Origin of the sequence: Pseudomonas sp. Y39-6, assembly GCF_023651955.1 — a bacterium.
Classification (GTDB): Bacteria; Pseudomonadota; Gammaproteobacteria; order Pseudomonadales; family Pseudomonadaceae; genus Aquipseudomonas; species Aquipseudomonas veronii.
This window is the reverse complement of sequence record NZ_CP069594.1, coordinates 5,215,410-5,228,311: the sequence shown is the minus strand read 5'-3', so window position 1 is coordinate 5,228,311 and position 12,902 is coordinate 5,215,410. Positions and strand designations below refer to the sequence as shown.

Here is a 12,902-nt window from a genome sequence, read left to right as displayed (position 1 = left end):
TTATCTTTTTTATGGAAATCAGGCGGCTTTTTGCAGCGCCGGTTCAGCGTGCACGTCCGTGCGTTCGCTGCGTGGATCGGTAGGGCCGTACACGGCAGCCGGTTCCGGGAACAGGCGCAGCAAGCTCAGGTACACCACTGAGGCCAGCCCCAATGTCACCGGCAGGCTGATATCGATGCCCTCGGCGAGGTTGCCCAATGGCCCGACAAACTGCCCCGGCAGGTTGACGAAGCACAGCCCCACCAACGCGCTCGGAATCCAGGCCCCCAGGCCGCGCCAGTTCCAGCCATGGCTGAACCAGTAGCGCCCGCCGCGTTCGCCGCGGGTAAATACCTGCAGGTCGTCCGGGCAGTAGAAGCCGCGACGCACGATCAGGCCGATGATCATCATCACCATCCACGGGGTGGTGCAGGTGATGATCAGCACCGCGAAGGTCGACACGCTCTGCACCAGGTTGGCGGCGAAACGTCCGATAAAGATGAAGGCGATAGACATCACCCCGATCAGCAGCGTGGCCTTGACCCGCGACAGCAGGCGCGGGAACACGCTGGACATGTCCAACCCCGTGCCATACAGCGACGTGGTGCCGGTGGACATGCCGCCGATCACCGCGATCAGGCACACCGGCAGGAAGAACCAGCTCGGCGCCACCGCCAGCAGACCGCCGACGTAGTTGTTGGCCGCGATGTAGTCCGGTGCCCTGACCGCGACGATGGTCGCGGTGGCCAAGCCGAACAGGAACGGGATCAAGGTGGCGATCTGTGCCGCGACCACCGCCAGCATGATGCGAATTTTCGGCGTTTCACGCGGGATGTAGCGCGACCAGTCACCGAGGAACGCGCCGAAGGAGATCGGGTTGCTCATGGCCACCAGCGCCGCACCGATAAACGCGGCCCAGAAACCGCTCTGGCCGAGGGCCACGCTGCCGGCGAAGTGGCTGTCGAAGGTCGGCGCGAACGCGAAGATCCCCAGCAGAAACAGCAGGCTCGCCGCCCACACCGCGATGCGGTTGACCCACAGCATGAAGCGAAAGCCGTAGATACAAACCGTCAGCACCAGGATGGCAAACACGCCGTAGGCCAGGCCCAGGGTCAGGTCGGTTTCCGGCAGGCCGATCAGCCGCTTCGCACCGCCGACCAGCGCATCGCCCGAACTCCACACCGACAGTGAGAAGAAGGCAATCGCCGTCAGCAATGACAGAAACGAGCCGACGATCCGCCCGTGGACACCGAAGTGCGCCCCGGACGACACAGCATTGTTGGTGCCATTGATCGGCCCGAACAGGCCCATGGGCGCCAGGATCAGCGCACCCACCAGCACGCCCAGCACAATCGCCCAGACACCGGCCTGGAACGACAGGCCGAACAGCACCGGAAAGGCACCCAGCACCGCTGTGGCAAAGGTATTGGCACCGCCGAAGATCAGGCGAAACAGGTCCTTGGGCCCGGCGGTACGTTCATGGTCCGGGATCTGTTCGACCCCGTTGGTTTCTATCTTGCGAATACTGTTTTCGTTGTTTTTATTATTCATGATCAGCTCCGATCACATTGGCTAAGGGGGCGGCAGCCCTTCCGGCATAGCGGACAAATGTTCGTGACAGGCCAGCCACAGGCCTTGTTTTTGTTGTACGTCCAACCCTTGCCGTCTGAAGACAATGGTCTCGCGTTCCTGGCTATTGAATTGCTCCCCGTTCATGCGCAGCTCGGTGGCCACGTCATGCATAAAAATCGCCACATCACCCTGCAGGCTGACAACGGCGTTGCTCGAGACGCAGGACAGCACCTCGAACCCCTCGTCCCGACGCCAGCTGTCCCACAATGCCTGGTAGGCATCGCGACTGAGCAGCGGCTGGGGCAGGGTGTAGAACACGAAGCTGGCATCGGCGCTGAATGCGCCGAAGTAAGCCTCGCGGTCGTTGCGTGCGAAGGCCGACACTAGGTCGGCCGCCGCTTTCAACACCTCATGGGTGCTCATCAGCGGTGCGCCACGCCGGGCAGTACGCAGAGCATTTCGTACAGCAGGTTGGCGCCCAGCAACGAGGTGTTGCCGGTGGTGTCGTAAGGCGGCGAAACTTCTACCAGATCGCAACCAATCAGGTCGAGGCCCTGGCAGCCACGGATGATTTCGATCGCCTGGATAGTGGTCAGCCCGCCGATTTCCGGGGTGCCGGTGCCGGGCGCCCAGGCCGGGTCGATGCCGTCGATGTCAAAGCTCAGGTACACCGGGCCGCCACCGACTTTTTCGCGCACTTCGGCCATCAACGGCGCGAGGGAGTGGTGCCAGCATTCTTCGGCCTGCACCACGCGAAAGCCTTGCTTGCGGCTCCAGTTGAAGTCTTCGGCGGTGTAGCCCTGGGCGCGCAGGCCGATCTGTACCACGCGGTCGCAATCGAGCAGGCCTTCTTCCACTGCGCGGCGGAAGGTGGTGCCGTGGGCGATCTTCTCGCCGAACATGTGGTCGTTGACGTCGGCATGGGCATCGATGTGGACCAGCCCGACCTTGCCGTGTTTTTTGTGGATCGCCCGCAGGATCGGCAGGGTGATGGTGTGGTCGCCGCCCAGGGTCATGGGGATGACGTTGTGTTCGAGGATCTCGTCGTAGGCTTCTTCAATGATCCGCACGGCGTCGAGCAGGTTGAAGGTGTTGATCGCCACGTCGCCGATATCGGCCACCGACAGCGAATCGAACGGCGCGGCACCGGTGGCCATGTTGTACGGGCGGATCATCACCGATTCGGCGCGGATTTCCCGGGGGCCGAAGCGGGTGCCGGCGCGCAGCGAGGTGCCGATGTCCAGCGGCACGCCGATAAAGGCCGCATCCAGGCCCTTGGCCGATTGCAAATGGGGAAGACGCATCATGGTGGCGATGCCGGCGAAGCGCGGCATTTCGTTGCCGCCCAGTGGTTGGTGGAAAATCTTGTCCACGGGATTGCCTCATCGTGTTGTGTTTATTAGCGGCCGATTCTGCGAAAAGCCCGGGGTGGGAAGAATCGGCAGAGGCAAATACTTAGTTCAGATTTTTCTAAACTAATGCCGGCAGGTAGACTACTGCGATCACCTCCCCGGAGCCGACCATGGCCAACGCCTTGCCTGACCTGAAACTCCTGCGCATCTTCGTCAGCGTCGTGCGCCACCAGGGGTTCGCCAATGCACAGCACGAACTCAACCTGTCGACCTCGGCGATCAGCACCTATATGAGCCAGCTCGAATCGGCGTTGGGCCTGGTGCTGTGCCACCGTGGCCGGGGCGGGTTCAGCCTGACCAGCAAGGGCGAGTTGTTCCATCAGGAGACCCTGCGGCTACTGGGCGAACTGGAAGGTTTCGAGCAATACGCCGCCGCGCTCAAAGGCGAGCTGCGCGGCACGCTCAAGCTCGGCGTGCTCGACTCCACCGTCAGCGACAAGGCCCTGCCGTTCGCCGAGGTGATCGGCGCCTACAGCCTGGAACACCCGGCGGTGCACCTGCATTTGTCGGTGCTGAGCCCTTACGAACTGCAACTGGGCGTGCAGGACAACCGCCTGGACCTGGCCATCGGCGCGTTCTCCAACCGCATGAGCGGGCTGATCTACATGCCGCTGTACCGTGAACAACACTGGTTGTATTGCAGCACCCGGCACCCGCTGTTCAATGAGCGGCGCATCCCCGAACAGGTGATCACCCAGCAGCGCATGGTCGGGCGCGGCTACTGGAGCCAGGCGGAACTGGCGCGCCACGGCTTCAAGCACAGCGCCGCCACCGTGGAAAGTATGGAGGCGCAACTGATCCTGGTGCTGTCCGGCGCCTACATCGGCTACCTGCCCGAACACTACGCCCAGGCCTGGGCCGACAAGGGCGACCTGCGCGTGCTGCTGCCGGCGACCTTCGGCTACCAGGCGCCGTTCTCGATGATCATGCGCCGTGGCCGTAGCCGCGAGCCGCTGATCCAGACGTTTCGCGACTTGCTCAAAACCCAGCTCAACCAGGCCTGAAAAACCATGTCCAGACCCCAGTGTTCCCGTTGCCTGCGGCCCGCCACCCATTGCCTGTGCGCGCTGATCCCCAGCCTCGACAGTCGCACCCGCGTGTTGCTGCTGCAGCACCCGAGCGAGGTCAACCATGCGCTCAATACCGCGCGGTTGGCGGCGTTGGGCTTGAACAATGCACAGTTGGTGGTGGGCGAGGTATTCGACGATCTGCCGAGCTTGCTGAACCCGCCCGGCTATCAGGCGCGCCTGTTGTTTCCGGCAGACGATGCCCAGCCGCTGCAGGCTTATGGGCCGAGTGACGAGCCGTTGTTGCTGGTGGTCCCCGACGGCACCTGGCGCAAGGCGCGCAAGCTGTTGCACCTCAACCCGCTGCTGGCGGCGCTGCCCAGGGTGACGCTGGCCGCGGGCGCCGTCTCGCGCTACCGGCTGCGCAAGGCGCCGGGCCCCGGTGCCTTGTCGACGGTGGAGGCGATTGTGCAGGCGTTGCAGGTGCTGGAGGCGCCCACTTCTTTCGAGCCGTTACTCAAACCCTTCGATGCGTTGATCGAGGGCCAGATTGCGGCGATGGGACCGGCGGTTTTCGACAAGAACCACGGCTGATCCATGGCGCTACATAGCTACCTGAGACGCTGACGGCGAGGCGATAGGCTGAGCTTTTCAGGAGCAGAGCCATGAGCGAGCCGATTACCCCCACACCGCAGGACACGCTGAGCGCTTTTATCGCGCAGCAGCGCGCACCCTTGATGGCCGGCCTGGAGTGGTCAGTCCTGCAAGCCCTGGATGGCTTGAGAGCTGAGTTCGACGGCCTTCTCGGCGGGCTCGATCTTGCCGAAAAACGTGAGTACGTGCGCCTGCAAAGGGCCTGGATCGATGCCCAGCACACCATGGAGCAGGGCATCCGCCAACTCACCGAAGCGTTCGAGCTACATGCCCTGGAGTCGTTGCGCAGCGCGTTGATAACCCTGACCGGCCAGTACATCGACCCCAAGGTGGCGAAGATCAATACCCGCTACCTCAAGCACTCCGGTCGCGTCCGGCGCGAATTGAAAGGCGATGAGATCAAGATCTCTAGCGTGACCTTATGGGACGCCGCCTGTATGAACTATGACGGCCTGACCGGCTGGAGCTACCCCGGCCGCACCGGCCTGGCCGATGCCAGTTACCTCGACAGGAACATCAACGCGACCGCCGGCGAATTCATTGCGCTGGTGCGCCGGCTCGATCTCGGCGGGCAACTGCGTCGCCGTCTCGACCAGGCGCTGCAGGCCAACGCCTCGCTGGGCAGCAGCATCATGCGGTTGGCGAATGCCGAGTTTGAGTTCGCCCTCATCGAGGCCTTGAGAAACACCGAAGCCAGCCGCGTCGACCGGGACAAATACCAGCAGGTGAAACGTGCGCTGGCGGGAGAAGCGCGCTGGGAGCGCGTAGAGGAAATGCTGCTTTTCGTGCCCCATGGGACGGACAACATCAGTTGGTTACCACAATCGATCGGCTTGGTCGGGCATTACGCCGGCCAGCCTCCCGGCGACAGCTTGAGCATTCCCCACATCGTTTTTTCCGTCAGCGGTTGCAAGGGGGCTTTCAGTTTTATCCCGAATCGCCCCGGCGGGTCGCTGCGTCATCATGCCAGCCATCGGCAAGCCTGCGAGGTGTTTCATGCGGAGTTTCATGCGGCCTACCGCGCGGGGCGGGTCGATTGGCTGTATCAGATCATGTGGCTGCGTGACTGTGCGCGACTCAAGCAAATCGGTAAAACCGCGCAGCCGCGTCGCGACCTTGAGGGGTTGGAAAAACTGGTCGACTGGCTGGCCCGTGTCATTCCGAGCGTCAACATCGTCGATAAAGTCGGCTATGTGCGCAACGTCGTGCAAAAGTCCCCGGCGCTGAGCCTGAACGATTTCTATCGCGAGCGCAGTCGCGCCAATCTGCAGGAATTGGCGCACCAGACGCCCGGTTTCATGCCCACCATGATCGAGCTGTTCCAGACCCTGATCGGGGAAATCCTCGATGTGCTGCTGATCCCGGTGCCGGGGGCGTTAAAAGGGTTGGGACGGGTGAGGGCGTTTGCGATGTTCATAGCGATGGAGCAAGCGTTGGTCGAAGGGGGGCGGCAGGCGCTGCTCGGCGAGCCTGCCGAATTGCTCCAGGGGTTTGCCGACCTTGCCGATTTACTGATCAGTGGTCGATTGCATACGCGTTTGGGGCGCAGCGTGCTGCGTCGCCATCAGCACTTGTATCAACGCTTGTCCCAGCGCTACAGCGCCGTGCCTGAACACCGGCATCTGTCGAGCCCGCAGGTGCTCGAAAGAATGCTCGGCAGCCAGGACGTATTGCCACGGCAAATCGAGATTTTACTCGAAACGAGCGCGACCTCGGCAGAGACCTTGAACCAGGTATGGGAGGGCGCGCCAGCGTCGGCGTCTTTGGTCGACGCCGTGCATCGGTTGCGCGCCGACCGGCTGATCGATTGGCTGGCCGCAGACGCTGACCCCAGCCGCCCCGCACCCGTCGACGCGCTGGACGTCATGGCGCCGCTGCTCACTCAGTTGGAGGGTTGGCCGGCGGGAATGTCGTTGAGCATTGAAGACCATCAGGGCCTGGAGGTGCGTCGCTACAACAAGGAGGCAACGCGTGCGACAACGGCAGTGGTTACGCTGACCGCGCTGGAAAATCATGAGTTCGCCTATGCCACGCCGCGCCGCTTCACCGCCCATGTGGCACAGGCCATTGTGGCGTTGGTGCCGGCGCTTGTTTCGGGTGACGCGCTGTTGCTTCGCCAGCAATTGGCGACGAAAGCCAAGGCCTTGAGGAACGACCTGTTTGACGCGCTCACGCGGTTTGCCGACACCTGCCGTGCTGACGCGGTGGGCGCCAGTGCGTCGGTACTCAAATTGTTGCCCGAGCGCGTCAGCCCCGACCAGCCCGTACCGGCGGTGATTACCCAACTACGGGCCTTGCACCCCGAACTGAGCATGGCGCGGTTGCTCGAGGTGTTGCGCGAACACCCGTTATCGGAGCATCAGCAAACCCAGCTGCTGCAGTCGCAACTGCAACCCGAGGCGCTTTACGACGCATTGCGCGCCGCACGCCTGGTGACGCGCCGCGAAGCCATCGTCGATGGGCTTTTTCATCCGCGCCGATTTGACCGGCAAACCCAGGATTGGGCCGCGCATTTCGCCCACAGCGTGCTGCGCGACGGCAGCGCCCAGGCGTTGCTCGTCAGCCCGGCCACGCAAGCGCTGCCCTATGTTTCGCAGGGGGCGCAGGACCGCAGCGTGGTGGTCATTGATCAGGGCCAAGGGCGATTTTCGCCGTATTACCACCGTGAGTCGCGCACCGGCGCCATGCTGAGTGGCGCCAACGGTTTCTATCTGGCGATCATGCGCCAGCTGTCCGACGATGACCGGCGTCTACTCGGCTTGAGCGCGGAGCACAGCGTTGCCGACTTTCGGCGTCAGGTCGCTCGCGCCCTGTTGCGCCATCGTGCGCCGGATGGCGCGTTTTATCCCGACCGGCGCGAGATCGCGCACTACGTCAGTCACGTCGATACCGCCCGTATCGCCGCAGAGCCCGATGCCCTTGGCCTTTACCACCTGGGGGCGGAGCGCTACCTGTGGCTGGACGATGCTTATTTCAAGGTGGCGGAGCAGCCATGGCGCCTATTGCACCCGTCCCTGAACGATGCGTATGCCCCGCTGTTGAGCCACAACGGTGCCGGCGCCTGGCGGCACGAATGGGAAAACCCGCTGACGTGGGACGGCGCCAAGGCGTTCCAGCGCCTGGGGCCGTTTACCCGCGCAGTGCCGGCGGATGCCATCGAGCAGATTCAGCAGATAAGCGGGGTGACAGCGGACGTCCTGCGCCGGATACATCTGCGCAATGAGCGCGCGCCGGCAATCGTGGTGGAGACCGTCGAGCGCTTCATGCGGCATCAACGGATCAACACCGGCGTGGATACGGGGCGGGATTTTTTCGACAGGCTGCTCGGCGAGGTCGGTGTCGACAGCGCCGAAACGTTGGTGGGGCCGGCGGCGACCACCCGCGCCGAGCAGGTCGCGGTGCTCGAGGCCGAGGTCGCGCGCAACCGGCCTCACATGGAGCGCCTGTTTTTCAAGGCGCTGGGCCAAAAACAGCAGCCATCGGGCGATCCATTGGCGCAGGTGCTGCAGCGCGATTTTCCCAGTTTGACGGCGGCACTCGCCGAAGAGCTGGTGCGCGACGTCACCGCGCAGGAGCGCCTCAGCCTGCAGGCCGGCCGCATCCCCTTGAGCCTGATGTCGGCCGCGCGTTGGCGGGTGAGCGTCGCGCGCAAGATCAGGGCGCTGGAGGGATTGTATCTGCCGGCTGCAGCGAGTGAAGACACCTCGAGACTGATCCTGCATACATTGCCGGACATCGACGGATGGCCGAACCACCTGCGGGTCGAGGTGTGGGAGCGCGGTCGCCTGATCGATAGCATCGGCCCGGTCGACGGCGCGCTCAGACGGATACTGGAAGCGGTCGACGTGGATTATCAGGCCTACATTCTTCAAGCGAACGGTGAACGGCAACCGACCGGGCGTCCCGGGGCGTTCCTGGCGGTGCTGTTGGACGCGTTACCGTCGATTGAACGTGAAGCACTGCACTACACCCACGATGCGCTGCGCCGGGAGATCGAACAGCGTTCGCAACGCGCCCTCAGCCTGTTCGACCCACAGCGACGCCCCTGGTACGTCCCGCCACGGCGCCTGGCGGATGGGCGCATGGGTTACCCGTTGAGCGGCGGTGATCATTGGGGGCCGGTGGACCGTGAACACGTCGCCAAGCTGCGGCAGCTGTTTCCGGCGAAAACCGATGAGCAGGCCTTCGCGCTGCTCCAGGGCCTGAGTGATTCCGTCCGAGAGCGGGAAAGCGCGATCAACTTCATGTTCAGAGAGCGCGCCGTCTTGAATGCCAACCTTGAACGATGGTGCCGACAGGGTAAGCCCGAGGACTTGCCCGCACAACGTGAGGCGGCGGCGCGCATTCAGCGCTGCTGGGCTAAAGAAGACTCCGTTCGCGGGGTACCGTATGAACTCATCCTGGATGACTTGGCATTAAATGATTTGCCGCCGCTGGGCGCCTATTTCGGTCATGTAAAACTGTTGAGCCTGAAAAACAATCGGCTGGAAACCATTCCAACCAGTTTTTTCAGGTGTTTTCCGCAGCTTCGCTGGGTGTTTTTCAACGGTAATCATCTGCAGCGCCTTCCCGTCGGGTTGGCACAGCTGGGCTATTTATCGCTGCTCAACCTCTCGAATAATCGGCTCAAGCTTCAACTGGGGGACGTAATACTGCTCGCTGAAATGACCAGCCTGGTGACACTGGATTTATCGGTAAACCCACTGAGACTGGGGCAGCGCTTGAAGCTGCATGGGTTGAAGAAGTTGCGCGTGCTTAACCTGCGCAATACGCAAATTGAAAGCCTGCCCCTTGGCGCCGCCATCTTGCGATCACTGGAGGTCTTTGATTTGCGTGACAATCGAATATCGATCTTGACCAGCCTCGATTTGTTCATTTACCCGAATGTTCATCGAGCGATGAATTTGCAAGGCAACCCGCTTTCACAGGGCTCCCTGCAAATGATGCGCCGCTACCGTGAGTGGCCGGGGCAGGCGGATATCGATTTTGGCCTGGGCGCCCAGCCCGCAGCGGCATCCACACGCCCCGACACATGGTTGGCGGTGCTGCCTTTCGCTGAGGTTCCCCACTACCAGGCACTTTGGGCGCAACTGCAGCAACGCCCGATGTCTGATCGCTTTTTTGAGCTGCTGGCATGTATCGCGGCCTATCCGTCGCTCATCGCCACCGGCTTTCGGGCGCTGCGAGAAGACCTGACGCGCCGCGTGTGGCAGTTGATCGAGAGTGCAACCCATAACGAGCAGCTGGCCGTGATCCTGTTTCAGCACCGCTTCGAGCTCAATCGCGGGGTGGATGGCTGGCTGTTATCACTCAATGCGCTGGAGCTTGAGTTCCTGCCGATCGAACTGCTCGCCCGCGACACGGACGGTGATGCCGCGCCACTCTTGAATTACTTTCGAGCCCTGAAACGGTTGCAGGCCATTGATGAGATGGTGTTGCGTTTCGACCGCCATCAAACGTGGGATGTGGTGAGCAGCATGATCCTTGCCAGCCGCATTGCGTTGGCGCACAGCCTGGATTTACCCCTTGGATTCGAAGAGCGTTTGGCCAGGACACTGGGCGGCCCCAATGCGAACTCAATCACCAGGATGCACGGAATGATCGTGGCCGCCGAGGCTCAGTTCGACTGGCCGGCTTTATTGGTGCAAGCAGAATATTGGCGGCAGTTTCTGGCGCGTAAATACCGATCGCGGTTCGACGCGCGCCTTGGGCAATACGATCGAGAAATGGAGCGTGCGCAGGCGCAAGTCGAAAGTGCGGAGATGAGCGAAGGCGCGTACCTGCTGCTGGTGCGTAAGGTGCAAGCCTTGAGGGCGCACGACGAGGAGCAATTGATTGAGCAATTGACGCGCGAGGAGTGGACCCGCTTCGTGACCGGCTGATTGCGTGCTTATGCCTTTAAGCCATAAGCACCGCACTTTGCGTGATATGGCGCGCCAGGCTTTCCCGGTATGATGTTCGCCCCGCAGTCTGGATTGCGAATACGCCATGACCTTGCAGTACCCTACAATCGCCGATTGCGTCGGCAACACGCCCCTGGTCCGCTTGCAACGCATGGCGGGTGAAACCAGCAATACCCTGTTGCTCAAGCTCGAAGGGAACAACCCGGCCGGTTCCGTCAAGGATCGTCCGGCGCTGTCGATGATCACGCGCGCCGAGCTGCGCGGGCAGATCAAGCCGGGCGACACCCTGATCGAAGCCACCTCCGGTAACACCGGGATCGCCCTGGCCATGGCCGCGGCGATCAAGGGTTACAAGATGGTGCTGATCATGCCCGACAATGGCAGCGCCGAGCGCAAGGCCGCGATGACCGCCTACGGTGCCGAATTGGTCCTGGTCAGCCAGGAAGAAGGCATGGAAGGCGCCCGCGACCTCGCCGAGCGCATGGCCGCCGAAGGCCGTGGCCAGGTGCTGGACCAGTTCGCCAACGGCGACAATCCCGAGGCGCACTACACCACCACCGGCCCGGAAATCTGGCGCCAGACCCAGGGCACGATTACCCATTTCGTCAGTTCCATGGGCACCACCGGCACCATCATGGGCAACTCGCGCTACCTCAAGGAGCAGAACCCGGCGATCCAGATCGTCGGCCTGCAACCGATGGAAGGCGCGTCGATCCCCGGGATTCGCCGCTGGCCCGAAGAGTATTTGCCGAAGATCTACAACGCCACGCGCGTGGATCGCATCATCGACATGGCCCAGCGTGAAGCCGAAGACACCACGCGCCGCCTGGCCCGTGAAGAAGGCATCTTCTGCGGTGTGTCCTCCGGCGGCGCCGTGGCCGGCATGTTGCGATTGTCCAAGGAAGTGGAAAACGCGGTGATCGTCGCGATCATCTGTGACCGTGGCGACCGTTACTTGTCGACCGGCATTTTCGACGAACCCAACTGATGGCCAAGCACGAGAGAGGCCTGCGCTTCCAGCCGACGGGCGGCAGCCGTACCCCACAGATTCCGGTGGGCAAGAAGCAACGCCTGACCATCGAGCGCCTGGCCAATGACGGCCGTGGCATCGTGTTCTTTGAAGGCCGCACCTGGTTTGTCAACGGTGCGCTGGCCGGTGAAGAGGTCGAAGCGCGGGTATTGGGCGCCCACGGCAAAGTGGTCGAGGCGCGCACCGAGCGTGTGTTCAAGCCCAGCGAACTGCGGCGCCCGGCGCCGTGCGCGCACTTCGGCCGTTGCGGCGGTTGCAGCGTGCAGCACCTGCCCCATGCTGAACAACTTGCCCTGAAACAGCGCATGCTCGCCGAGCAACTGTCGCGTGTGGCAGGGGTCGAACCGCAGGCGTGGGCGGCACCCTTGAGTGGCCCGGAGTTGGGCTATCGGCGTCGCGCCCGCGTGGCGGTGCGCTGGGACGCCAAGGCCAAGACCCTGGAAGTGGGCTTTCGCGCCGTGGCCAGCCAGGATATCGTCGCCATCGACGATTGCCCGGTGCTGGTACAGGCCTTGCAACCGATCATGCAGCGTTTGCCCAACATGCTGCGGCGCTTGAGCAAACCGCAGGCATTGGGGCATGTGGAGCTGTTCAGCGGGTCGTCCATCGCCGTATTGCTGCGCCATATGGCGCCGTTGTCCGACGCCGATCTGCTGATCCTCAAAGAATTCTGCGCCTTCCATGAGGCCCAGTTGTGGCTGCATGGCGAGGGCCAGCCGGAGCCGGTCGAGCCTGACCAGGCCCTGGGTTATCGGTTGGAACCGTGGGCTCTGGAGCTGGCGTATCGGCCGGGCGATTTTGTCCAGGTCAACGCCGGGGTCAACGCGGCGATGGTGGCCCAGGCCCTCGAATGGCTGGCGCCGCAAGCCGATGAGCGCGTGCTGGACCTGTTTTGCGGGCTGGGCAACTTCGCCCTGCCACTTGCGCGCCAGGTGCGCGAAGTGGTCGCGGTGGAAGGCGTGCAGGCCATGGTCGAGCGTGCGGCGCTGAATGCCGTCAGCAATAATTTGCATAATGTGCAGTTTTTTCAGGCCGATTTGTCCCAGTCGTTGACTGACGCGGAATGGGCCAAACAGGGCTTTTCTGCGGTACTCTTGGACCCACCTCGCGACGGTGCCCTGGAGGTTGTGCGCAAGCTCGCCAGCCTGGGGGCCAAGCGCCTGGTGTACGTGTCCTGCAATCCGGCGACGCTGGCGCGGGACACGGTTGAGTTGGTCAAGCAGGGTTACCGGCTAAAACGTGCCGGGATCCTCGACATGTTTCCGCAAACCGCGCATGTCGAGGCGATGGCGTTATTTGAGGCGGGCTAGGATGCCCGTTTAATCCGACTGGCCTGCATTCTCCT

At 62.8% G+C, this 12,902-nt stretch carries 8 protein-coding genes; 5 read left to right on the top strand and 3 right to left on the bottom strand.

Annotated features, from left to right (window positions below):
• Positions 1–18: 18 nt before the first annotated feature.
• The 3 genes from JN756_RS23695 to speB are packed head-to-tail and all read right to left on the bottom strand — an operon-like array spanning position 19 to position 2,924.
• Entirely contained in the window at positions 19–1,530 is a 1,512-nt protein-coding gene (locus JN756_RS23695) for a purine-cytosine permease family protein (protein ID WP_057003842.1), read from the bottom strand.
• Between the two features lie 21 nt (positions 1,531–1,551).
• Entirely contained in the window at positions 1,552–1,974 is a 423-nt protein-coding gene (locus tag JN756_RS23690) for a YybH family protein (RefSeq protein ID WP_057003843.1), read from the bottom strand.
• Positions 1,974–2,924: an agmatinase gene (speB, locus tag JN756_RS23685; protein ID WP_017845302.1), complete on the bottom strand. Its 951-nt coding sequence runs from the start codon at positions 2,922–2,924 to the stop codon at positions 1,974–1,976. Before speB ends, JN756_RS23690 begins: the two co-directional genes overlap by 1 nt.
• Positions 2,925–3,073: 149 nt before the next feature.
• Here speB and JN756_RS23680 point away from each other — a divergent pair, with 149 nt between their 5' ends.
• The 5 genes from JN756_RS23680 to rlmD all read left to right on the top strand — a co-directional run bounded on the left by JN756_RS23680 (position 3,074) and on the right by rlmD (position 12,867).
• Positions 3,074–3,967 (top strand): LysR family transcriptional regulator, encoded by an 894-nt coding sequence (locus JN756_RS23680; RefSeq protein WP_017845303.1) that lies wholly within the window; start codon positions 3,074–3,076, stop codon positions 3,965–3,967.
• 6 nt (positions 3,968–3,973) lie between these two features.
• Positions 3,974–4,564, top strand: coding sequence for a tRNA-uridine aminocarboxypropyltransferase (locus JN756_RS23675; RefSeq protein WP_108524715.1), 591 nt, complete (start codon positions 3,974–3,976; stop codon positions 4,562–4,564).
• A 71-nt stretch (positions 4,565–4,635) separates the two neighbouring features.
• Positions 4,636–10,506 carry an NEL-type E3 ubiquitin ligase domain-containing protein gene (locus JN756_RS23670; protein ID WP_201021426.1) on the top strand — a complete coding sequence of 1,957 codons (5,871 nt, stop codon included), beginning with the start codon at positions 4,636–4,638 and terminating at the stop codon, positions 10,504–10,506.
• A gap of 106 nt (positions 10,507–10,612) precedes the next feature.
• Positions 10,613–11,515, top strand: coding sequence for a cysteine synthase CysM (gene cysM, locus JN756_RS23665; protein WP_017845306.1), 903 nt, complete (start codon positions 10,613–10,615; stop codon positions 11,513–11,515).
• Positions 11,515–12,867, top strand: a complete 1,353-nt coding sequence (gene rlmD, locus JN756_RS23660) for a 23S rRNA (uracil(1939)-C(5))-methyltransferase RlmD (RefSeq protein WP_046382479.1) — start codon at positions 11,515–11,517, stop codon at positions 12,865–12,867. Before cysM ends, rlmD begins: the two co-directional genes overlap by 1 nt.
• Positions 12,868–12,902: the final 35 nt, after the last annotated feature.